The following is a 24,671-nucleotide window of genomic DNA, read 5'->3' as shown; positions in this document are numbered from 1 at the left end:
GTGGAGCGCGGTTACAGCGGTTTCTGGTGCATGGCCAGGTGGGCGGCGGCAATAAAGCCCTTGAACAGGGGGTGGGGCCGGTGGGGCTTGCTTTGGAATTCGGGATGGAACTGGCTGGCGATGAAGAAGGGATGATCTGGAATTTCGACCAGTTCCACCAGTTTGCCGTCCGGCGTGGTGCCGCTGAAGACCATGCCGGCCTCTTCAAACAACTTGCGATATTTGTTGTTGAATTCGTAGCGGTGGCGATGCCGTTCCTGAATGACAAAGGCGCCATACAGCTTGGCCGCCAGTGTTCCCATGACCAACTGTGACGGCTGCCGGCCCAGGCGCATGGTGCCGCCCTTTTTGGTGACCAGTTTTTGTTCTTCCTGCAGGCAGATTACGGGGTGGGGGGTGCGCGGTTCAAATTCCGTGGAGTGCGCCCGTTCGAGTTTGAGGACATGGCGCGCGAATTCAATGACGGCAATTTGCATGCCCAGACACAGCCCGAGGTAAGGGATGCGCTTTTCCCGCGCAAAACGTGCGGCCAGGATTTTGCCTTCGATGCCGCGCTCGCCGAAGCCGCCCGGCACCAGGATGCCGCCCAGTCCGGCCAGCATTTTCTCGGCGCCCTGGCGTTCGATTTCCTCGGCCTCGATGCGCACGATTTCGACGCCGCAGTCATTGGCGATGCCGCCGTGAATGAGCGCCTCATAGACGGATTTGTAGGCGTCCTGGAGGCCGATGTATTTGCCCACCACGCCAATGCGCACGCGATGCGAGGGGGCAATCAAGGTGCGGATGATTTCGCGCCACTGACTCATGTCCGCCTGGGGGGTGTTCAAGCCCAGGTGCCGGCATACGATTTCATCCATGCGCTCCCGCTGGAGCATCAGCGGCACTTCGTAAATGGAGTGGTCCACATCCTTTTCTTCGATGACGGCCTCGAGGGGGACGTTGCAGAACATGGAGATTTTGCCGCGCAAATCCTTGTCCAGCGGTTTTTCGCAGCGGCAAACGAGAACATGGGGGGTGATGCCAATTTCGCGCAATTTGGCCACCGATTGCTGGGTGGGTTTGGTTTTCAACTCACCCGCGGCCTTGATGAAGGGGACGTAGGTGACGTGAATGAACATGGCGTTGTTGGGGCCCACATCGAGGGCAAACTCCCGAATGGCCTCCAGGAAGGGCAGGCCCTCGATGTCGCCGGTGGTGCCGCCGATTTCGGTGATCACCACGTCGGCCTTGGACTGCTCGGCCATGAGGTAGATGCGCTTCTGGATTTCCTCGGTGACGTGCGGGATGACCTGCACCGTTTTGCCCAGATACACGCCTTTACGTTCATTTTCCAGGACGGTCTGATACACCTGGCCACTGGTGAGGTTGTTGAGGCGGGTCAACTGGACATTGGTGAAACGCTCGTAATGGCCCAGGTCCAGGTCCGTTTCGGCGCCGTCATCCAACACATAGACCTCGCCATGTTGGAAGGGATTCATGGTGCCCGGGTCCACGTTGAGGTAGGGATCGAACTTTTGCAGGACGACCTTCAAGCCGCGGTGTTCGAGCAGGGTGCCCAGGGCCGCGGCGGTCAATCCCTTGCCCAGGGAGCTGATCACGCCGCCGGTGACAAAAATGTATTTGGTGTCCGCCATAACCGTTACCTCAAGAAATTCAAGATTCAACCGGCTCAGGCCGGCAGTTGTTTCAGCCGCGCTTCCACCACGGCAATGTCCTCCGGCACGTCCACACTGGCCCCGGCATATTCCACCACCGCCACGTGGATGGGGATTTCCATTTCCAGGGCGCGCAACTGTTCCAACTGCTCGGCGGCTTCAAGCGGGCTTACAGGACTGGCCACCAGCCGCAGCAGTGTGTCCCGCCGATAACCGTAAATGCCCAAATGTTTTAGAAAGGGAAAGGCCGACATCTGCTCCACCACCGGCCGGTGGGCGCCAGCCCGCAGGTAGGGTATCGTGCGCCGGGAGAAATACAAGGCGCGGCCGCGGGCGTTCACCACCACTTTTACGGCGTTGGGGTTGTCATAATCGGCAGGCTCGCGCAGGGGCGTGGCGGCGGTCGTCATTTCGGCGTGGTGCAGGGCCTGGGCCACGGCATCAATGGCGGCGGGGGGCATGAGCGGTTCATCCCCCTGCAAATTGACCACGGCGTCGCAGTCCCGGCGGCGCACCACTTCGGCCACCCGGTCGGTGCCACTGGGATGATCGGGAGAGGTCATTTCGACCGAGGCGAAACGGCCGGCCACCTCGGCAATGCGCCGGTCATCGGTGGCTACAATGACCTCGGCCAGGGAGCGGGCCTGGAGGCATTGCTCAATGACGCGCTGAATCAAAAACTTCCCTGCGATAAACGCCAGAGGCTTGCCGGGAAAGCGGACTGCCCCATAACGTGCCGGAATAACACCAATAATTTTCATACCCGCCCCCGGATTAGACCCCTTTTGCGAGGAAAATCAATCTGCGAATGACTGCGGAGGTGGGGCGGTGGTAAAAGATTGCGGTCAGGGGGCAGCGGGCCGGGCGGTGGCGGAGGGGATTCCCGGAATGGGGACGGGAAACACAGGGTTAGGCAGGGCTTGTTTTTTCAAAATATCCTCGGCCTGCCGGATCAGGCCGGGGTGCTGGCCGGCCAGGTCCCGTGTTTCGCGCGGGTCCGCCTCAATATCGTAGATTTCCCAGGGGCCGGGTTCTTTGGTCTTCAGATTTTGGCGCACCAGCTTGAACTTGCCGAGGCGTACTGCCACCTGTCCCCCGGATTCAGGAAACACCCACACCATGGGGGGACGATTTTTTAGTGTTTTGACTTTTCCTGTGAGCACCGGCCACAGACTCACGCCGTCCAGATCTTTGGGCGGTTTGAGGCCCACTGCCTGGCACAGGGTGGGGAACCAGTCGGCAAAGTAGGAGGGGGTATGATTGACTGTACCGGCGGGGATGCGGCCGGGCAAACGCGCGATCATGGGCACCCGCAGGCCGCCTTCATAGACGCTGCCTTTGTGGCCGCGCAAGCCGCCGTTGCTTTCGAAAAAGGCCCCGTCAGCGCCGCCGACGTAGAAGCGCGAATTGCTGCGGCCGGGCATGACCGGGCCGTTGTCACTGGTAAAAATCACCAGGGTGTGGCCGGTGACACCGGCTTGATCCAGGGCGTTGAGCACCTGCCCCACCTGATCATCCAAATGGGCCACCATGGCGGCATAACCGGCGCGGGGCCGCGGATGGGGGAGATAATTATTTTCTCCGCGATACACCTCGGTGTCCCATTCGCGCGGGAATTTCTCCACCCAGGTTTTGGGGGGATGAATGGCCACGTGCGGTTCAATGAACGGCAGGAATAAAAAGAAAGGACGCTGCTGGCGGGTCTGGGTCTGGATGAACTTCAGGGCCTCCTGGAGCATGACATCGGGGGCGTAGTACTGTCCCAGCCAGTCCTCCATTTTCACCTCCCCCTCCGGCTGTTTGGCATGGCCGGGGATGGAGGGCTGATTCAGGGGTACTTTTTCGGCATTGCGCCACAAATAGGCGGGGTAATAGCTATGGGCCAGGGACTGACAATTATAACCGAAGAACAGATCAAACCCTTTGCGGTTGGGATCGCCCGTGCTCCCCACGGGTCCCAGTCCCCATTTACCCATGGCTCCCGTGGCGTAACCGGCCTGCTGCAACAGTTGAACGAAGGTTAAGGCCCCGGCTGAGAGGGGATGCTGTCCCTCGTCGTACTCCGGAAAGCGCACCTTGGCTTGCTGGTTGCCGCGGATTTCGGCATGTCCCAGATGCAGGCCGGTCATGAGCACGCAGCGTGCTGGAGCGCATACGGGGGCCCCGCTGTAATGCTGGGTAAAACGCATGCCCTGGGCGGCCAGCCGGTCAAGATGGGGAGTAGGGATTTTTTTCTGTCCGTAGCAGCCCACGTCGCCATAACCGAGGTCATCTGCCACCATGAAGACGATGTTGAGCGGCGGCTGGGCAGGGGCGGCGGACAGCCCCCACACGGCAAATAAACAAAGCCACAGGCCGGGCTTGAAGAAGGCTTGCATACGCCCATTTTTGCGCCCGGAGCGGTGAGGGTCAAATCTTAAGTCAGCGCGGCCGGCGGGCTTCCCAATCATTGCGATTGGTTTCGGTGCCAAAGATGCGTGTAATTTGCCCCTTAAGCACTCCGTCCTGCAGGGTGGCATCAAAGAGGTTGATGTAAGGCTGGCCCTCGCGTTCGCGCTCGATTCGGAAACTCACCTGGCCATCGCGGTAGGTTCCATCTAAAACGGGAAATTCGGCGTTGCCCTCCAAAATCACTTTGCCCTTGAGCCGCTGCCCTTCCAGTTTCAATTCGACCGCGCGGGGGCCCCAGATCCAGCGTCCTTCGATGTCGCGGGAAAGATGGGTGGCATTCCAGGGGTAAGTTTGCCACTGGCCGGTCCAGTTCGACTCCAATTTACCTTTAATCCGGCCGTCGGCGATGACTCCTTCGTAGCGTGTGGTGACCCGCTGGCCCTCCCGCTCGCGCACCACTTCAAAGGCCAACCGATTGCCATCGAGCACGGCATTGGTGATGGGGGCCTCGGCGCCGGAGCGCAGGCGGGTCACGCCACTGAGCACACCGTTGGTGAGTTTTAGTTCGAGTTGCGGGCGCACGACGGCCCCATCAGGCATGGTGAAACTCCAGCTCCACGTGCCCGCCACCGGCCCGCTGACGGTTTGGGCCATCGCGGCGCACAGAAATGACAATAGAACGAGTGTTGCGGCCCGGATGAGGCCGGCCCAAAAGAGATGCTGGATGATTTTCATGGAGCAGCCGCCGGCGGTTTGGCCGGCACGGAAAAGGACAGATGGATTTTTTCCTCGTCTTTGTTGTTGCGCCCGCTGAAGGTGACCCGGATTTCTTCGCCCAAGTCCTCCACGCGCAGCAACCCAAAGCATCCCTCTGGTGGGCGCGGCCTATACACATGATGACTGAAGGGGCCTCCTTTGATGGATGGCTCCTTGTCCAATGGCGCGGCGCCCATGCTGGGGATGGGCGCGCCGCCGCCGGTGGCGTAATCGCCATTGCGTCCGTCGTCGGCCGAGAGGCTGTGAGCGTCTCCGTGCAGATAAACCACCCCGCGGATGCGGTTGGCCTTGATAAAATCGGCAATTTCGCGCCGTTCGGTGGTGTAGGCGCACCAATGCTCCTGATCGGTGGCGGGGGGGATACGGCGTCCGCGGGCGGCGGCAGCTCTGGCCTCCTGAATCAACTCCTCATGTTTGAACAGGCCGTACTGATTGGTGCCCATCAAGGGGTAATAGTTGGTGCCACGCTCGCCCAGCCAGCCGACAGAGCCAATCCACACAATTAGAGGATATTTGTCTTTGGCCTGCAGCATTTGTTGTTTGAGCCAGGCTTTTTGCCGTGCGCCCAGCATGGATTTGCGCTCGTTGTCGGGCAGGTTGGCCGGGTCCCGCTCGGAGCGGCAGTCGGTCATCAGGAATTTCACGCGGCCGATTTCGAAAGACTGGTAGATGGGGATATCGCCGCGGCCCGCTCCCAGCGGGTAATGGGGGACATATTCCTGGTACACCTGGCGCGCGGCTGGTCGGGAGGGGGTAGTTTTATTGCAGTTGTTGCCGCCGAAGTCGTGGTCATCCCAGACATACGCAAAGGGGATGGTGCGGTACAATTCGGCCTGTTGCGGCGAGGCCAGGACGCGGTCGTAGGCGGCGCGAAAACGGCGGATGCTGTTGGTGTTGATGTCGAGGTAGTGGAAGTCCCCGGCGTTGATGAAGAGCAACGGCCGGTGTTCACGGATGCGGTCAAAGACATCGCTGGTGCTGCCGGTCTTGGCGCAGGTGCCCCACGCGATGGTGAAGGAGGAGGGGCCGGCGGGAAAGGTTCGGAATTGCCCCGTGCGGGCGGTGTCGAGGCGGCCATCAATCTCCAGGGCGTAATAGTACTGGGTGTCGGGAGCCAGATTGGTCATGCGCAAGCTGACCAGGTTGTAGTTTTGGGTCCGGGAGCGGTCAGGTGCGGAGTACAGCGGTTCGGAGAAATCAGGTTGGCGGCTGACCACCAGCCGGGCCGTCATCCCTTCGTCCAGGAGCCGCGCTTTGACCCAAACGCTGTTGGTGGTGACAGCGCCTGACCAGGGACCGCGCAGGATGGCCGAGTATTTCATGCGGCTGTGGCGCACGGCGAAGGCATAGACATCGGCCAGTTCGGCCACGCGGTCATTAAAGGCTGTGCCGATGCCATGGCCCGCGGTGAAACTGGTGCGCAGCAAGACAGGGGCCTTGGTGGCGGTGGCCTGCAGCCGGGCGGCCATTTTGCGGGAATGCGCCGGATTCACCCGCCCGTCGTGCCAGCCGGTGGTCAACAACACGGCGGGGTAGTTTACGCCGTCCCGCACGTGATGATAGGGACTGTAAGCATACAGCGCCTGGAATTGTTCGCGGTTTTGCACCGAGCCAAATTCGGTGGTGTTGAACACCCCGTTGGGGTCCCGCTCCACGCGCAGCATGTCGAAGATGCCCACCTGCGCGATGACGCCGGCAAACAAATCGGGCCGCTGAGTCAGGGCGGCCCCCATGAGCAGCCCGCCGTTGCTGCCGCCGCGGATGATGAGGCGGTCGGCGCGGGTGTAATTGCTGCGGATCAGCCATTCGGCGCAGGCGATAAAATCGTCAAACACGTTTTGTTTGTTGGTAAGCTGGCCGGCCTGATGCCACGGTTCTCCATATTCGCCGCCGCCGCGCAGATTGGCCACGGCCCAGACGCCTCCCTGCTCCAGCCAGAGCCGGCGGGCGGCATCGAATGACGGCTGCAAGCTGATGCCGTAACCGCCGTAGCCGGTTAACAACGCCGGCGCCTCGCCGTTGAGCCGCAAACCTTTCAGATGCACCAGGTTCAATGGGACCTTGGTGCCGTCCTTGGATACCACCTCCACGCGAGTCACCTGGGTGTCATCGTAATCTTCCGCCGTGGTGTCCTGCAAGGCCGTGATCCGCGTTGAGCTGCGGGACTGATTGGGATTAAAGACGTGCCAGGCGGGCGGATGGATGAAAGAGGCGGTGCGATAAAGGAGCTCATCGCCACGGGTGACCAGCATTTGTTGCACTGCCGCGGGTGCTCCCTCCAGACTGGTGGCGCGCAAGGGCACGGTGAGGCGGCTGCCGGTAAAGGCATCCACCCACGCCAGGCGCGAAGGTCCTCCGAATAAATAGTGAACGTACACGCCGCTGGCGGACGGGGCGAAGGTTTGCACGGCGTAAAGCTCGTGTTCGGGCACCACCAGCCGGGCCTGCGCCAGGTCGGGCTGGCGCAGAGGGACACGCAGGATTTTACCGAGGGGAGCGCCGTCGAAAGAGAGCAGATAGAGCCCCTCATCGCGCGGCCATTCCACGTAGAGCGGGTCGCGGCCAAACTGCGCTTGTTTGACTTTGTCTTCGAAGCGCGTGACCTGCCGCCACGGGCCGGCGGGATCGCGCAGATAATGGGCGTATTCACCGCCATCGCCATTGGCCACGGTGGCCAGCACCCATCCGCCGGGGCCGGTGCTGAGGTCAATTTCTGCAATGCGCGGGAATTCCCGCCCGATTTCGTAGCGGTCCTGCTCCGGCTTATCACCGAGGCGGTGATAAAAAACTTGCTGGTAAAATGCCAGATCGGCCTCCGGCCGTTCCCCCGGTGCGGGATAGCGCGTGTAAAAGACCCCCTGGCCGGTGGCGTCCCAAGCCACACTGCCACCGCCGGTGGGATATTGTACGCGGGGGAGGACGTCAGGCAATTTGCGGCCGGTATCCACTGCAAAGAAATGAAGGGCGCCGACTTCGCTGCCATTTTCCGAGAGGCATACCGCCACCCATTGTCCATTGGGGGAGGGCGCATAAAAATCCATGCTGGTGCGGCCGCGGGGATCGAGCCGGTTCAGGTCCAGGACCACGCGCAGGCCATTGGTATCGTCCGGGCCGGCCATGACCACGAGTTCGGGTTGCTGGCGGGGCGGTTGGAAGCGTAAAGCGAAGAGCCTGCCGCCCGCCCATTGCAGGCCGTAGTAGGTGGGGGCCTCGACTTGCAGCAGTTGACGAAGGCGGCGTTCAATCCAGGGCCGCTCGGGGATGGCATCCAGGTATTCTCTGGCGACGGCGTTTTGGGCCTCGGTCCATTGACGCACGACGGTGGAGTTTCCGTCCTCCAACCATTGATAGGGGTCAGTGACGGTCTGGCCGTGGTAGGTATCCACCACCGGCTGAGGCGGGGTGGCCGGCAAGTTGGCAGCGTGAGCAGTCAGGCAGAGACCGGCCCAGGTTGCCAACCAAAATCCCAGTCGCTTCATGGAAATAATAAAAACAATGTGCCTTAAACCATGGAGGCTGGCAAGTCCAGGCCTTGGCAAAGCCCAGCATGGGCGTTTGGGGTGGTGGCATGGTATAATTTAGACTTGGCGCCCCCTGTCATGCGTGCCAAAAACGAGCCTATGCAACACCTCAGCCCCCATGATGCGCGGTCAATCCGGTCAACGCCATCTGCTCAGCCACGACGCGACTTTTTGACCAATCTGGGCTGGGGTTCGCTGGGGGCGTTGATGGGGGCGGTAATTCCCAACGCCCGAGCCATTGACTTGAACGAGGCGCGCAAGCCCTATGAGCCGCTGACGGAGCGCAAGCTCAGAGTGGGTATAGTGGGATATGGTTATTGCCGGTTTGGCGCGGATTGGGGGTTTCAGTTTCATCCGAATGTGGAGGTGGTGGCGGTGAGTGATCTCATTCCGGAACGTTGCGCGGGGTTGATGAAGGCCTGCCGTTGTGAAAAGTCGTATCCCTCGTTGGAGGAGTTGATCAAAGACCCGAAGATTGAAGCTGTTTTTGTGGCGACGGATGCCCCCAGTCATGCCCGCCACTGCATCGAGGCCATGAAACATGGCAAGCATGTGATGTGTGCCGTGCCGGCGGTGTGGGGTTCGGTGGAAGAGGCGGAGGAGCTGTTGGAAACGGTCAAGCGCACCGGCTTGAAATATATGATGGCCGAGACGAGCGTGTACCATGTCGCCAACCACGCGATGCGCGTGTTGTACCAGGCGGGCGCCTTTGGGCGCATTGTATATTCCGAGGGCGAATATTTCCATTATTCGCCCACCCCGATTCCATCCTATAAAGAGTGGCGCACGGGGATGCCGCCGTTGTGGTATCCCACGCATTCTACGGCCTATTATGTGGGCATCACCGGCGGCCAGTTCACCAGTGTTTCCTGTTTGGGGTTTCGCGGCCCATTTGCCGCTTTTCAACCGGGGGCCAATCGGTACAACAATCCTTTCACGGATGAGATTGCGCTGTTTGAAACCACCGAAGGTGGGGTGTCGCGCATGCTCATGTCCAAATCCGTGCATGGCCTGGTCAACGAAACCGGGCGCGTGTTTGGTGAAAAAGGCCGGATGGATGGATTGCGTTACTACGGGGCGGTGGAGAATCTGCCGGACATCAGCCGTCCGCCGCTTCCGCCCGGGGTCCCGGAAGGTGGACATGGGGGGTCTCACGGTCCGTTGATGCATGATTTTGTCATGTCGGTGCTCCTTGACCGGACGCCCATTGTGGATATTTATGCGGCTCTGGCCATGACGGTGCCGGGGATTATTGCTCATCAATCGGCCCTGCGCGGGGGAGAGCGGCTCAAGATACCGCAATACAACCGGCCGCAAGTCAAACAGTGAGGGAGGCTTGAGAGGGATGCCCTGGTCGTACCGCTGTTCTTGATAATGGCCGGGAGAAATGGCCTAACGCGCATCTCCGGTCACAATCCCGCTGGCCAGAAAGGCAGCGGCTGTTTAGAGTCGCCTCATGGTTGATTTTAACAACCCGCTGCCGCTGGCCCGGCATCTGGACATGACGGTTGCGGAGGCCAGCCTGGCTGCGGCGCATATTGAACGCGCCTGTGAAGAGGCCCTGACATTACAGGCCGCGGCTTTGTGTGTTCCCGGGGCCTGGGTGGCACGGGCGCGGGCACGGCTTGAAGAGGCGCCGGTCAAAGTGTGCGCGTTGATTTCTTTTCCGCTGGGCCTGATGACCGCGGATGTGAAGCGGTATGAGATTGAAGCCGCCCTGGATGAGGGGGCGCAGGAATTTGAGGTGACGGCCAACCATGCTTTGCTGCTGGATGGTCAGGAGCGGGCGTTGGTCAGGGAATTGCGTGATCTGGTGGAGGCCGCCGAGGAGCATCCTCTGAAAGTGGCCATACGGCCTGAGCTGCTGGCTCCGGGAGATACCACCCGGGCCGCCCATCTGTGTGTGGAGGCCGAGGCCGCCTGCCTGGCGCTGGCGCCTGAGACGTTAACCGGCGTAAATCTCGTGGAGGAGATCCGGCGTTTGCAGGAAATCTATAGCGGCAGCCTGTTTTTCAAGGCCGCCTTACCTACGGCCAACCGCGGTCTGGTCATGGATTTATTGGCGGCTGGCGCCATGCGGGTGGGGATTCGTTATAGTCCCTCCTGAAACTCATCGGCCGTCTGCCTGTAAAACGTATGCCCAAGCAACAAAAGAAGCCTGCGTCCCTGTCCAGCATTCTGCGCCAGTTGGAAAAAGAGAATCCGTTGCCGCAAGCCCGATCCATCAACTGGCTTCTGGCCATCATGGCCCGGTTGCGTGCTCCCAACGGCTGCCCGTGGGATCGGGAGCAAAGTCATCATTCCCTGCGGTTTCACGCCGTGGAGGAAGTGTACGAGCTCATGGACGCCATTGAGGCGGGGGATGATCACGAGATGGAGGAGGAACTGGGGGACTTGCTGCTGCAGGTGGTTTTTCACTGCCAGTTGGCCCGCGAGCGCGGTGCGTTTGATTTTGAGGCGGTGTGCCGCAACATTGCCGAGAAACTCATCCGCCGTCATCCCCATGTTTTTGGCGATTTACAGGTCAAGGATGTTGAAACCGTGTGGGCCAACTGGGATAAAATCAAACGTGCCGAGAAAGAGGGCACCCGCCATGCCCGGCCCTCGGCGCTGGATGGGATTCCGCGTCATTTGCCCGCCTTGTTGCGCGCCCAGAAACTGGTCAAAAAAGCCACCAAAGCCGAGCTGTGGGACAAGGAAAGTCCGGCTGCCGGGACGGCGATGACGCGCGCGGCATTGGCGCAACAGTTGTTTGCGCTGGCGGCGGCGGCGCAGCAACGCGGCTGGAATGCGGAGGACTTGCTGCGGGCGGAGATCAGCCGGCAAGAACGCCGTCTGCGCCACAAGGAGCGGCTGAAAGACGGGGCGAAAGCGAAAAACTAATCCTGCAGCCAGGGAGCCAGCTTTTCGTCCTTCCAAATTGCGGCCGTATCTTCCGCCTGCCGCACCACGGCATGTTGCCGGCCGTGCACCAGAATTTCCGCCGGGCGGGGCCGGGTGTTGTAGTTGGACCCCATCACCGAGCCATACGCGCCGGCGCTCAACAAGGCCAGGCAATCGCCTTCTTGAACGCGGGGCAGGGGACGATCTTTGCAAAAGTAATCACCCGATTCACAGACCGGGCCGACCACGTCCGAGGGGATGAGGGCGCCCGCTTTTTTGCGCAAGGGCACGATTTCATGATAGGCATCGTAAAACGCCGGCCGAATGAGATCATTCATGGCCGCGTCCACGATGACGAAATTCTTTTTTCCGGTACGCTTAAGGTACTCAACGCGTGTGACCAGGATGCCGGCGTTGCCGACAATGAAACGCCCCGGCTCGATCAGCACCTTCAGGCCGAGCGGTTTGAGCAGGGGCACGAGGGCCTCGGCGTAGCGGGCGGGTGTCAACAAGGACCTGGCCTGCGGCTTTTTCCACCAGGTTTCCACGCCGCTGGCCAGGGCGGGGTCATACACGATGCCCAAACCGCCGCCGATGCTGAAAAACTCGATGCCGTGGCGTTCTTTCAGTGTGGCGGCGAGGGGGGCCACTTTTTCCACCGCTTTGCGGAAGGGGGCCACCTGGGTTAATTGGGAGCCGATGTGCATTTGCAATCCCCGCAAATGCAAATGCCTCAGACGACTGGCGCGCGCATAGAGGGCGGGCACCTGCTCAAACGCGATGCCAAACTTGTTCTCATAGGTGCCGGTGGTGATTTTGGCATGCGTGTGCGCCTCGACGTTGGGATTGACGCGAATGGCCACGGGCGCTTTCCGTTTCAGGCGGGCGGCCACCCGTTCAATGCGTTGCAATTCGGCCTCGCTTTCCACGTTGAAGCAATAAATGTCCTGCTCCAGGGCGTAACGAATTTCCGCCTCGGTTTTGCCCACCCCGGCAAAGACGCATTTGCGGGGGTTGCCACCGGCGGCCTGGACGCGCATCAATTCGCCCTGGCTGACAATGTCGAAACCGCTGCCGCGGTTGGCCAGCACGCGGATGACGGCCAGGTTGGAGTTGGCTTTGACGGCATAACAAATCAGGTGATCCAGTTCGGCCAGTGCCGCGTCCAGCTTCTGGAAATGCTGTTCGAGCGTCTGCTGCGAGTAGATATACAACGGCGTGCCGTAGCGCTTGACCAGCGAGGCCACCGGCACAGCTTCGCAGTACAACTCGCCATTCACATATTTGAAATCATGCATGGCGGGCAGTTATGCCAAAACGCCCTGCAACCCGCAACGGTGAAACTGGCCGCGGATGAGGAGGAGTTGGGCAGGGGACGGAAGGGGCAAGCGGGAAAAGAGGATGTGGGGTGACTGACGGCCGGACAGGATGGGCCAAGTCCGGCAAGCCGGCATTGACGCCTGGCGCCGGCTGCTTTTGAATGGCTGCATGACAGCAAAACGTTTTTACATCTCGCGGCGTTCCTTTGGCAAATCCCTGGCCCTGGCGGCGGCGGCGGCGGGACTGCCCGTCTGGTTTTACGAAGAGTTGCAGGCGCAACCCGCGGCTGCTCCGGCGCGCAGTGCCAATGATAAATATGGGCTGGCGCTGGTGGGTTGTGGGGGACGCGGCACCGGCGTGGGCATGGAGGCTTTGCAATTTGGGGAGATGCGCGTTCTGTGCGACGTGGACAAGCGCCATCTGGAGCGGGCGGCGGCTGAGTTCAAAAAGCGGAATCAAAACCCTGAGCTGGTGACGGATTTTCGCAAGCTCATGGAGCGGGATGATATTCAAATCATTTTGAACGGGACGCCGGATCACTGGCACACGCTGGTTAATCTGGCTGCCGCCCGGGCGCGCAAGGATATTTACTCGGAAAAGCCGCTGACGCTCACCATTGCGGAAGGCCAGGAGCTGGTGAGGGCGGTGAAGAAATACAAGGTGGTGCTGCAAACCGGGACTCAACAGCGCAGCGACGCCAAATTTCGGCTTGCCTGTGAATTGGTGCGCAACCGCCGGATTGGCCAGCTAAAAACCATTACTGTGTGGTTGCCGGCAGGATTGCACGGCGGGCCGTTTGCGCCATCTCCGGTGCCGGAGGGATTGGACTGGGATTACTGGCAGGGCCAGGCGCCGGCCGTGCCTTACGTCAAGGAGCGCTGCCATGTTACTTTCCGTTATTTCCTGGAGTATTCCGGCGGCACCATTACCGACTGGGGGGCGCATCATAATGATATTGCCTTCTGGGCCACGGGCTTCAATGGGCCTTCGGCGGTCAGCGGCAAGGTGCTTGTGCCGCCGGTGCCTGGCGGGTACACCGCGCCGAGTGAATATGAAGTGGAGTTCAAGTATCCGAATGGGGTGGTGCACTACATCAAGACCACCAAAGATGACAACATCTTTGGTGGGGTGGTCAATCCCAACGGGCAGCGCAATGGCATTCGGTTCGAAGGCACTGAAGGCTGGATTTGGGTGCGGCGTGGGGCGATTGAGGCCAGCCAGGAGGAGATTATTACCACCCCATTGCCGGCCAATGCGGAGCGTTTGTATGTCAGCCGCAACCACATGGAGAACTTTTTTGAGTGTGTCCGTTCGCGCAAGGCGCCGATATGCGATGTGGAGACCGGCCATCGCAGCGCCAGCGAGTGTCATCTGGCGCAGATTGCGCTGCGTTTGGGCCGGCCCTTGCGTTGGGATGCCGACAAGGAGCGCTTTGTGGGAGAGGGCGCCGAAGAGGCCAACGCACATCTTGGCCGGCCGATGCGCAAACCTTATGACTATTCCTTTGTGGCCTGAGAAGGGGCCTATGGGATGAGGGGTGCCAGCACCACGCGAAAGCCGATGGTTGGTAACCTATCGGTGGGAAGCGCGCTGTGGAGGATGGCGTTGTGGCAGAGCAGGCGGGTGCAGTTGCAGGCTACACCGCGGCGGACGCGCTTTATGCCGGTGGGCGGCCCGGTAGGGTGGACGCGGCTGCCATGGCCGCCGGCCAGAGGCAAGAGAGCAAGGCTTTGGCCATCCAATAAACCCTGCGGGCGGTTGGGGGCGAAGGCAATTAATTGCTTATGCCCGGCCAGGGGCGGCCGGTCAGGACGCGGTATCTTTTCAACATGTCGCGGGCGTTGGTTTCGTCCCCGAGGGCGGTGAAGGTTTCGCCCAACATGCCGACGGCCCAGGCCTTGTCCTTGTCCCACAGAAGATGTCGCTCCAGCAGGGCGATGTTTTCCTTGTACCGTTGCAGGCGGTGATTGACTTGGGCCAGGTCAAAAACGATATCTTCCTCCCACGGGTCCAGGCCATAGGCCTGTTCCAGGATTTGCGCAGCCAGCGTCCATTTTTTCTCCTCCATGGCCTTGCGGGCTTCTTTGTGTTGATTCAGGGCGCGGCTGGTGCGCAGTTGTCCCAAGCGTTGCCACGCGAGGACGGCTTCCTCCGTCCGGCCCAGCCGGGTGAGGACTTCTGAATAACTCTTGCGCAAATCGAGGTTCCAATAGTCGGCACGCAGGGCGGCTTTCAGGAAGTCCAACGCCTGGGCATCACGCCCCAGGCGGGCGAGGGTCAAGCCCGCCAGCGCATGCATGTCTGGCTGGTTGGTATAGACCGGGGGATAATTTAACAAGGGGCCAAAGGCCTCGGCCGCTTCGGCCCAGCGGCCGGTGAGGGCCAGGGCTTTGCCGGTCAAATAACGGCTTTCCGGCAGGTCCGGGGCCAGCGTTTGCAGGTGTCGGGCGGCCTGGAGGGCCTCTTCCAAATTGGTCCGGGTGAGCAAGTGCTGGGCATAGCCCCGCCAGACTTCAAGGGTTTGGGGATGTTGGGTGGCGGTGTCCTTCCACCACTGGGCTGCGGCTTCAGGTTGGAGCATTTCCAGCGCCTGTCCCTGGATGACCAGGGCTGCAGGCCCGGCGCCCTCCTTGCGGGCCTGTTCGGCGTACAGGCGCGCATCGCGGGGGCGTTTGCGCAACAGGGCATATTCAGCCATGCGCTGCCAGAACACCGGCCGCTCGCCGGGGGGCAGACGCTGCAAATCAATCTGGAAATTGACGGCGGAGGAGAAGGCGTCGAAATAGGAAGTGAGGTGTTGTTCCTTGGCGGCCTCGGGCATCAACATGCGCAGCGGCGCGCGGAATTCAATGTACATGTTATCATCGGTGTTCAAGGGGCCGCCAGGAATGGCCCGGGCCAGCTCGTCTTCGCCTATCCAATAGTGGGCCAGCATGTCTTCCGCGCCGGTCATGCCGATGTGGGCGAAGTCCTGTTTGACGCGCGGCGTCACCCGCTGCAGCAAGGTTGCGGCATCAAAGCGCAGGGGTTGTGTTGTGGCCAGCAGGATGGCATCACTTTCAACCCGAAACATGTGAAGGCAGGGGAAAACTTCCTTGAGACTGCGCAAAATCACCTGCAGGTCGGCCGGCTGCAACTCGTAAAGTTGAATCCACTGGCAAAAGACCCCCTGCGGACTCAGGCGGGAGCGCGCCAGTTCAAAGAACTCGCGGGTGAACAGGGCGGCAGCGCCGGGAATCCAGGGGTTGGAAGGTTCAGAGATGATGACATCGTACTTCAGTTCGGTGACGAGCAGATGATTGCGGGCATCATTGACGATGAGCCTGACCCGTGGGTCCTCCAAGGGGCGGCTGTTGTACCGGTTGAAAAACTGGCTGGCCTGGACCACGGCGTCCTCCAATTCCACGCATTCCACCTCCTTGACGGGGTGCATGAGCACGGAGCCCAGAGTAACTCCGCTGCCCAGGCCGATGACCATGACGCGCTCTTGTTGGGGGGCGGTGAGCAGTGGCACCTGGCCCAGCATGATCTGGGTGGGCAAATCCCCCACTGACTGGGCCAGACGCGCCCATTCGGGTTGGGGCAAATCCGGGGGAGTGGAGGCATCGGGTTTGCCATTGACCAGCAGGGACATGGAGACGGCGGTGCGAAACACAATGACGTTGCAGGTCAACCCTTCTTTGAAAAATTCAATCTCTCCATGGATGCGATGGACGCGATCGCGAAATTCCTCCCGGCTCAAGCCGTAGTACTTGCGCACATAGCGAAACACGCCGCTGGCCATTAAAGCGGGGTCCCAAGAGGGCGTTTGCAGCAGACTGTTCAGGATGAACAATCCCGTCAGGCCCGCAAAGACGGTGCGGTATTTGATGAACCTGCCGGAACGGGCGGCGGCGAATGCCAGGGCGGCCATCAGGCCATTCAGGGAGACGCCCACTAACAAGGTGGTTTGGGTGCCCACCAGGGGCACCAGCCAGAAACCTGCAGCAATCGAGCCGGCAATGGCCCCCACGGTGTTCAGGGAGTAAGCCCAACCCACGATGCGCGCAGTCTGGCCACCCTGGGGTTGCAAGCCGTGAATGGTGACCGGGAACATGGCGCCCAGTCCCAGGGTGGGGAGGATCATCAGGCCAAAACTCATGAGAAACAACAAGGCCATGGTGCCCGGCAACTGCGGTTGCCACCATTCATGCAAGCGCGTGTAGATAAACGGCAGTTCCTCGATGACAAACAACCCCAGATAAGTTGTCACTCCCACCACCAACTGGCACAGACCCGCCGTCCAGAGGGGTTCTTCCGTGCGCAGAAACCAGCGCGTGGCCATCCAGGCGCCGGCGGCCAGACCAAACAGAAAGGTGGCCAGCATGATGGTGTAGGCATAGGTGGACGAGCCAAGCACTTGCACGAGCAAGCGGCTCCAGGCGACTTCATACATCATGGCCGAGAAGCCGGAGATGGCATAAATCAAGACCAGCAGGCCCGCCACCCAGCGCGGTTGGAAGGGCGCTGCCGGCTTTGGCTCCACCGGCAGGTCCGCGGGAGCCTCCGGCCCGGCCGGCGTGGCTGGCGCGGAGGCCGGAGCAGGCGACCAGGGGGATCGCCGTGAGAGCAGCCACGCGCCCACTGCCGCCGAAGTGCTCAAGGCGATGGCGGTGTACTGGGTTTTTTGCAGTCCCAACAAGGGAAACAAGAGAAAACCTGCAGCCAGACAGCCAAAGACTGCGCCCACGGTATTGACGGTGTAAAGCAGACCGATGCGCCGGCGGCCCAGATAACCGGTGGCGCTGGTGCGATTTACAAACTGGCTCATCAAGGGCAGCGTGGCTCCCATGAACGAAGTGGGAATGAGCAGGATGCCCACGCACAGCAGAAAGCGCAGGGTACTAAACAAGGCGAAGCTGGCGTGATACTTCTTCCAAATGGCTTGATAGAGCGGCGCCAGCCCGCTGAAGAGCAGGGGGATCACCAGGGCCAGCAGGCCGATGCCGATTTCCAGGGCGGCATAGAGGCGCAACGGGTGATATTTGCCAAGGCGTTGCGCCAGGCGGCCCATGAAATAACTGCCAAAGGCCAGTCCGCCCATGAAGGCGGCCAGGACGGTGGCCACGGCGAAAGTGGTGGCGCCAAAAATCAGTTCCAGCGAGCGCACCCAGGCCACCTCGTAAATCAGGGCGCTCATCCCCGAGCAGGTGAAACAAAGGAGGAGCCAGGCCGTTTGGGTACGTTCTTCGCCGATTGGCCGTTTGGAGCTATCCATGGGCAGCAAACATAGCGGGCTTACCCCCAAATGTCCATGCCCACCATCCGCCGGAGTGAATCTTCAATCAAAAAGAATCTCGCGCAAAGCGAGGGGGTTGATTTCCACACGTCCCAGGAGGGGATGTTTGCCGGTTAACCTGCCTTCGCTCCACTGTTCCAATTGGATGGCCAGGCGGTCTTGATTGGCGAGGGTCAACCGTGCCAGGGCGGCGGTTTGGGGGGGCGGAGCTTGTCGCGCTGCGGGCGAAAAGTGCAATTGTTCGATGCGCTCCACGGGCACCTTGACCGGCCCGACGGGGGTGAGCACTTCCCACTCCTTATCCTTCAACGTGCCCAAGGTTCCTGAGACGCGGTCCTGGTTCAACAAAACCACCAGATCGTTGGTGCCCTGCATGACCAGATTGGTTTGCAAGGCCTGGCGGCCGTCCCAGTGCTTTACCACCAACTGACTGAGGCGCAGCGTGCCCTGGCCCTGGTTGACAAACCGCAGTGCCGTGCCATTGCCCAGCGTGTCGGCGGGGTCCTGCCAGCGGCGCAGCAATTCTCCGTTTTGATACAGCAGAACCAGGCGCTCCTTTTTGTTGGCGCGGATGGTGAAATGGGCGCGGGATTCCTGGGAGCGGTTTTGATGGATGGCAATGCCCAGGCCTTGCGGATTGAGGGGCAGTTTTTGTTTGACCGGCACCAGCGTGGCCATGATGTAGCCGGAGAGGGAGATTTGGAGGCTGTAAAAGCCGCCGAAGGCCGGCTCTTCGTCTTTATTGGCCAGTTGGATGGGTTGCAGGCGGTCGGTGAACAATGCCAGGGCCAGGGTGGGCGCGCCCTCCCATTCCACTTGAAATGATATTTCCACGAGGTCCGGCAACTTGACGTCGCGGGCGATCGAGCCGGCTTTTTGGGCGATCAAGGCTCCGTTGCCATAAACCCAGGCGTTGCCTTCCACGCCCGCGACGGCTTGTCCCATCGTCCATCCTTCCAAACCGGTGGGGCCTTGATAGACGATGCGGGGATCCGTTTCTACGGGCTGCAGACCGTCCATGAAGTGCCTTGCAATTTGGAGCCGGCCGCAGGCGGGGTTTTCCAGGAGGAGCGTGGTGCCATCAAAACCCAGCAACTGGCCGCTCAGCCAGTCGCCATTGACCAGTCGCACCTGGCAGGCGTTGCCCTGGGGACGGTTGGGGGATTCGCGGTTGCCAAAGCGGATTTTGAGGACATTGGTGAGGGCCAGCCGCATCTCTTCGTTGATGAACGGATGCTGCCAGCGAAACCAGCCTTCCCCCGTCATGCCGGTGATGGTGCCGCGAAGCCGCTCGCCGGTGCGCAACCAGACCACATCTTCAGGCGCGGCCGGCCAGAGGGAGCCGGCGGTTGCCGCCAGGAACAATCCGGCCCACCAGAGGTGCCAAAACCTTGCGGCCCATGTTTGTTTGCCCGTCATAGGTGCGTTGTACCTTGATCTCAGGACAGAGGAACTGCCCCGAAATCGTGACTTTGGCAAAATAGCACAATCCGCGCAATGGATGCATGCATTTTTCCTGCCGGGCAGTGTGGCCTTTAGGAGGTGAGCCAGGAGATGAATACTTGAAGGTGGTGCCCGCCGGGTGTAACCTTGGCGTAACAAACAACACCTATGCGCAAAATCCTCGCTGTTTTGCTGGCCGCCGGCATTACTATTTCCAGCCACGCCGACAGCACCGTGGTTTTCAATGAACTGGCCAGCCGCACCACCACTTTGCGACAATATGATTGGGTGGAGTTGTACAACCAGCTTGCCGTGGACATGGATCTATCGGGGTGGACGATAGATTACCAACCTTTGCCCGATGGCACGGTGATTCGGGGGCGCAATTACCTGGTGGTGGCTCTGGGTACGAATGCTTTGCCCGTGCTCCAGAGTGCCGGGGTGACCAATTTCGTGGTATTGGAGGCTTATCTGGCGGACCGGCTTACCCTGCGAAACAACAATGGGCGGGTTATGGATGTTTTTGATCCGGGTTCCATTGCCTGGTGGCCCAAACACCCGCGTGCAACGAGTTTTACGTGGGCCAAGCGGGATCCCGAGTGGACCGGTCAAGAGGCGCAAAACTGGCAGTTCAGCACCACGCCGCAGGGGACGCCGGGAAAACCCAATTTCCCGGGCGTGGGCGTGGTGCGGCCCCTGCGTTTGGTGGGACCAGAGGATACGTGGCGCTATTACGATGGCGCGACCGCTCCGCCGCAAGAATGGAGGCTTCCCGCATTTAATGACAGCACATGGTCGGTGGGAAGTCCGTTGTATTACCATGGCACCAATCGGATCATTGAGGTGCGGTCCATTCCGACCTTGTTTAATACCGGGCTGGATGATCAGGGCCGGGTGTTGACGGCCGGGGCAGCCGACCCGCATTATCGTCTCACGGTATCCGCCCAGGGGGGCGCCCCCACGCAGGCCACGGTGACCCAAAACCATCCCAACTGGCTGGCCAATGACAGCAGCTCCTCATGGATTGGGCCGGTGGCCAACGGCTCCGCCAACGTGGCGGCCGGCAATTATTATTATGTGACCACCTTTTCCTTGAGCGGTTTTGAATATCAAAATGCGGTGCTGCAACTTTTCGTGGCGGTGGACAACAACCTGAACCAGGTGCTGCTTAATGGGGTGGCCCAAAGCATCACCGCCGCCGGTTTCAATGCCTGGTATGGCCCGTTTTATATCACTAACGGATTTGTGGCGGGCACCAACACGCTGGAATTTCGTTGCAGCAACGCGGGCACGGATCCCAGCGGTTTCCGGGCGCTGGTCAGCGGCACGGCCCCTCAATCCCTGACAAACACGCCGCTGGCCGGTGGGCGCACCACCTACTACTTCCGGCGGCCGGTGGTGATTGCGAATTATCCCGAGGCCACCCGTCTGTTGTTGCGGCCCATGGTGGATGACGGGGCGGTGATTTATGTGAATGGAGCCGAGATTCTGCGCCTCAACCTGCCTGAGGGAGAGATTAGCGCTTCAACTCCCGCCATTACCAATGTCCTCCAGCCCAACTGGAGCGGCCCGTATGTGGTGTATCCGACCAATCTTGTTATGGGCACGAACTGGCTGGCTGTGGAACTGCATCAAGCGGCGGGGGGCGAAAGTGACGCGGTGTTTGGTCTGGAGGTGCAGGCAGAGCCCTATGTGCTGCCGATGCCCACCCTGGTCATCAATGAGCTTACCGGCGCCACCAATGCCACGCTGGCCCTGGAGATATTTAATTATGGGAGCAACGCCATGACGTTGGAGGGCTGCGAACTGGGCAGCCAGTCTGGAAGCTGGCCGGCCTATGTTTTTTCCAATGTTCCGCCCCTGCCACCAGGCGGCTTTCTGGTCCTGACGGGAGAACAGCTTGGCTGGCTGCCGATGGCTGACGGTTATCGAAGTTTTGAGAATGTCAACATCACCTTGTGGTCGCCGGGTGCGCAACGCGTGTATGATACGGTGGTGTTGCGGAAAAATCCGCGGGCTCGTTTCCCTGATGGTGGGACCGCGTGGGGGGTTCCAGCCGTTTTGACTTTGGGCAGCTCGAATCGGGTCCATCTCCAGCGGGACATCGTCATCAACGAAATCATGTATCATCCCCCCCTGATTTTCAGCAGCAACGCTCCTCCGCAAGAGTCAGATGCGCAATGGATTGAGTTGTATAACCGTGGCTCCAATACCGTGGATTTAAGCGGCTGGATGTTGGAGGGCGGCGTGCGGTATCTGTTTCCGGCGGGAGTGACGATGGGGCCGGGGGCCTATCTGGTGGTGGCCAATGATGCCACCACGCTCAGAACGGCGCACCCTGGCATCACCATCCTGGGGGATTTGCTGGGCCGGCTATCGGGGCGGGGCGAGTTGATCATTCTGCGTGACGCCCAGGGGAATCCTGCCGATGAAGTGCGCTACTACGACAGCGCCCCCTGGCCGGAGTATGCCGATGGCGGGGGCTCCAGCCTGGAGCTGCGTGACCCGTGGGCGGATAATTCCCATCCTTCTTCCTGGGCGGCGAGTGACGAGACTGCGCGTGGACAGTGGCAGAATTACTCTTACCGCATGGTGGCCACGTTCCCGGGCAGCACCCAGCCGACGACGTGGCAGGATTTTGTGTTTGGCCTGTTGGATGCCGGCGAGTGTCTGGTGGATGACATATCGGTGGTGGAAAATCCTTCGACCGCGCCGGTGGAGATTATTGCCAATGGCAATTTTGAAAACGGCCTGACCGGCTGGCGGGTGCTGGGGAATCACGGGCGCAGCCGGGTGATAACCGATCCGGATAATCCCGGCAACCGGGTGCTCCACCTGGTGGCGACCGGAGCGCAGGAGCACATGCATAATCACATTGAAACCACGCTGACGGGGGGGCGGACCATTGTCAACGGAAGGGAATACCAAATCAGTTTTCGTGCCCGCTGGCTGGCGGGCAACAATCTGTTGAACACCCGGCTTTATTTCAACCGGGTGGCGCGCACCTCCGTTTTACGGCGGCCGGTGTTCACGGGCACGCCCGGCGCGCCCAACAGCCGCCGGGTGGCCAACCTCGGGCCCACCGTGCGGGATCTGCTGCATCAACCGGTGGTGCCTGCGGCGGGGATTCCGGTCACCGTGCAGGTTACCGCGCAGGATCCGCAGGGCGTGGCGGAGTGTCGCCTGTATTGGTCGGTCAACGGCGGGGCATGGAATTCCGTTCTAATGAGCGCGCAGGGAGAACGCTACGCGGGCGTGATCCCCGGCGGCACTGTCGGTGATATTGTGCAGTTTTATGTGCGCGCGACTGATGCGCAGGGGGCGGTGGCCTACTGCCCGGCAGCCGGTCCTGACTCCGGGGCGCTGTTTGCCGTAGAGGATGGCCAGGCAGAATTCGCCCGTGGCCACAACCTGCGCGTACTGCTCACGCCGGCCAACCGCGAGCTGCTGCATGCGGCGACCAACGTGATGAGCAATGACCGGCTGCCCGGGACGATAATTTATGATGAGTACCGTCCTTATTACGATTGCGGCATTCGTCTCAAAGGCAGTGAGCGGGGGCGTCCCAGCGATGTGCGGGTCAGTTTTCATCTGACCTTCCCCGCCGATCAGCCCTTTCGCGGGGTGCATCCGGTCATGTTGATTGATCGTTCGGGGCAGGGTGACACCACCCAAAACAAGCAATTGGAAATGGTCATCAAGCACATGCTGCACCATGCAGGTGGCGTTCCCGGGGTTTATGGGGACCTGTGCAAGGTGATTGCGCCGTACAGCCGGCATACCAGTTCGGCCATTCTTGCGCCCCGGCTCGAGGATGAATTCATTGAAACCGCCTTCGTGAACGGAGGGGATGGGGATATGTATGAGTTTGAACTCATTTACTATCCCACCACCACCAACGCTGCCGGATACAAACTGCCCAGCCCTGACAGCGTGATTGCGGTGGATTTCCAGAATCTGGGGGATGATCCGGAGTTGTACCGTTACAACTTCATCAAGAAAAACCACCGGGATGTGGACGACTACGGCCCGCTGGTAACGTTTGCCAAGACCTTCAGCCTGGCCACTGCGGCTCTGGATCAACAAAGCCGCCGGGTCATGGACGTGGATCAATGGATGCGGGTCTGGGCCCTGGTTACTTTGTGCGGGGTGGGAGACACCTACACCTTTGGTAATGATCATAATGTCATGCTTTACCGGCGGCCGGAGGACAACAAGTTCCTCGCGTTTCCCATAGACATGGACTTTTCCTTTTCGCGCGCGGCCAACTCCGCGCTCATTGGGGATCGCAATTTCAGCCGGTTGATTAACGAAATTCCGGCCAACAAACGGCGGTTTTATGCCCATGTGAAGGACATCATCCAATCCACCTATAACAACGCCTACATGGACCGGTGGATTGCCCATTATAACAGTTTTGTGCCTGAGCAGAATTACTCGGCCATTCCAGCCTATCTGGCCACGCGCATCAGCACCGCCAACACCGAGATTGCCAACAACGGCGGTAATGCCGCCTTTGCCATTACCAGCAGCACGAATCTGGTGATAGGCACAAACCTTATCACCCTGGCCGGGACTGCGCCGGTGGAGGCGGCCCAGATTACGGTCAACGGACAGGCCTATCCCATAACGTGGGTCAGTCTCTCGGCGTGGACGATGCGCGTGCCGGTGTCCGAGTCTTCCAACGTGTTGACCATTCTGGCCTATGACGTGAACGGTCAGCTTCTGACCAATTTTACCCGCACCACCACGGTTATTTACACCAATCCCATTCCGGCGGCGGTGGGAAATGTGGGTTTTACCGAGATCATGTATAATCCCGCCGTCCCGGGTGCTGAATACGTGGAGCTATATAACGCCTCGCCCTATTTCACCTTTGATCTCTCGAATTGGGGCATCAACGGCCTGGATTACCGATTCCCTTCCGGGGCCTATTTGGCGCCGCGATCTTATTTGATTTTGGCCAAAAACCGTGCGGCGTTTGAAGCGGCCTACGGCACAGGTGTGGCGGTGTTTGATGAGTATGGGGGGAACCTGCAGCGCAATGGTGAGACGCTGACCCTTTGGCGGATGGGGCCCGGCGGTCAGGAGGTGGTGGATCGGGTGCGTTACGATTCGGAGGCGCCCTGGCCGGCCAGCGCCGACGGCAGCGGCGCTTCCCTGCAATTGAAGGATTTTGCGCAACGTCACGATCGGGTTATCAACTGGCTGGATGGCTTGGCCTGGCAGTTCAAGTCGTTCACGTTGAGCAACGTGCTGACGTTGAATCAGACCAATTTATATTTTCGGTTCAGCAATGCGGGGGAGGTGTGGCTGGACGATGTGCGGGTTGAGGAGGGGACGGTGGTGGGAGGGGGCAGCAACTATGTGGTGAACGGGGATTTTGAGGCGCCGCTGGAGGGG

Annotated in this window: 13 protein-coding genes; 5 read left to right on the top strand and 8 right to left on the bottom strand. The window is 60.4% G+C overall.

What is annotated here, in order from left to right; genetic code table 11:
- Window positions 1-11: 11 nt before the first annotated feature.
- The 5 genes from N3J91_11840 to N3J91_11820 form a co-directional block, all read right to left on the bottom strand.
- On the bottom strand, window positions 12-1,634 hold the full coding sequence (locus tag N3J91_11840) for a CTP synthase (protein MCX8157115.1): 1,623 nt from the start codon (window positions 1,632-1,634) through the stop codon (window positions 12-14).
- 35 nt (window positions 1,635-1,669) lie between these two features.
- A complete protein-coding gene (kdsB, locus tag N3J91_11835; GenBank protein ID MCX8157114.1) occupies window positions 1,670-2,416 on the bottom strand; it encodes a 3-deoxy-manno-octulosonate cytidylyltransferase in 747 nt (248 codons plus the stop codon).
- An 84-nt stretch (window positions 2,417-2,500) separates the two neighbouring features.
- Window positions 2,501-4,033, bottom strand: a complete 1,533-nt coding sequence (locus N3J91_11830) for an arylsulfatase (protein MCX8157113.1) — start codon at window positions 4,031-4,033, stop codon at window positions 2,501-2,503.
- 43 nt (window positions 4,034-4,076) lie between these two features.
- Window positions 4,077-4,781, bottom strand: a complete 705-nt coding sequence (locus N3J91_11825; GenBank protein ID MCX8157112.1) for a hypothetical protein — start codon at window positions 4,779-4,781, stop codon at window positions 4,077-4,079.
- Window positions 4,778-8,302: a prolyl oligopeptidase family serine peptidase gene (locus N3J91_11820; GenBank protein MCX8157111.1), complete on the bottom strand. Its 3,525-nt coding sequence runs from the start codon at window positions 8,300-8,302 to the stop codon at window positions 4,778-4,780. Before N3J91_11820 ends, N3J91_11825 begins: the two co-directional genes overlap by 4 nt.
- A 213-nt stretch (window positions 8,303-8,515) precedes the next feature.
- On the opposite strand from N3J91_11820, the gene N3J91_11815 reads away from it, so the two are divergent.
- The 3 genes from N3J91_11815 to N3J91_11805 all read left to right on the top strand — a co-directional run bounded on the left by N3J91_11815 (window position 8,516) and on the right by N3J91_11805 (window position 11,227).
- Window positions 8,516-9,673 (top strand): Gfo/Idh/MocA family oxidoreductase, encoded by a 1,158-nt coding sequence (locus N3J91_11815; GenBank protein MCX8157110.1) that lies wholly within the window; start codon window positions 8,516-8,518, stop codon window positions 9,671-9,673.
- A gap of 127 nt (window positions 9,674-9,800) precedes the next feature.
- Complete coding sequence (locus N3J91_11810; GenBank protein ID MCX8157109.1) at window positions 9,801-10,451, top strand: hypothetical protein; 651 nt, start codon at window positions 9,801-9,803, stop codon at window positions 10,449-10,451.
- A gap of 29 nt (window positions 10,452-10,480) precedes the next feature.
- Complete coding sequence (locus tag N3J91_11805) at window positions 10,481-11,227, top strand: MazG family protein (GenBank protein MCX8157108.1); 747 nt, start codon at window positions 10,481-10,483, stop codon at window positions 11,225-11,227.
- Here N3J91_11805 and lysA read toward each other — a convergent pair.
- A complete protein-coding gene (gene lysA, locus N3J91_11800) occupies window positions 11,224-12,525 on the bottom strand; it encodes a diaminopimelate decarboxylase (GenBank protein MCX8157107.1) in 1,302 nt (433 codons plus the stop codon). The two genes, N3J91_11805 and lysA, sit on opposite strands and share 4 nt — an antisense overlap.
- A 190-nt stretch (window positions 12,526-12,715) precedes the next feature.
- Here lysA and N3J91_11795 point away from each other — a divergent pair, with 190 nt between their 5' ends.
- Window positions 12,716-14,062 (top strand): Gfo/Idh/MocA family oxidoreductase, encoded by a 1,347-nt coding sequence (locus N3J91_11795; GenBank protein ID MCX8157106.1) that lies wholly within the window; start codon window positions 12,716-12,718, stop codon window positions 14,060-14,062.
- A 259-nt stretch (window positions 14,063-14,321) separates the two neighbouring features.
- On the opposite strand, the gene N3J91_11790 is transcribed toward N3J91_11795, so the two are convergent.
- Complete coding sequence (locus N3J91_11790) at window positions 14,322-17,804, bottom strand: fused MFS/spermidine synthase (GenBank protein ID MCX8157105.1); 3,483 nt, start codon at window positions 17,802-17,804, stop codon at window positions 14,322-14,324.
- Window positions 17,805-17,867: 63 nt separating this feature from the next.
- Window positions 17,868-19,244: a hypothetical protein gene (locus N3J91_11785; protein MCX8157104.1), complete on the bottom strand. Its 1,377-nt coding sequence runs from the start codon at window positions 19,242-19,244 to the stop codon at window positions 17,868-17,870.
- Window positions 19,245-19,436: 192 nt separating this feature from the next.
- Between N3J91_11785 and N3J91_11780 the strand changes: the two genes are divergently transcribed.
- A partial coding sequence (locus N3J91_11780; GenBank protein MCX8157103.1) for a lamin tail domain-containing protein occupies window positions 19,437-24,671 on the top strand: 5,235 nt, incomplete at its 3' end.

The organism is Verrucomicrobiia bacterium, from assembly GCA_026414565.1.
Taxonomy (GTDB): domain Bacteria; phylum Verrucomicrobiota; class Verrucomicrobiia; order Limisphaerales; family Fontisphaeraceae; genus Fontisphaera.
This window is presented reverse-complemented; position numbering and strand designations above follow the sequence as displayed.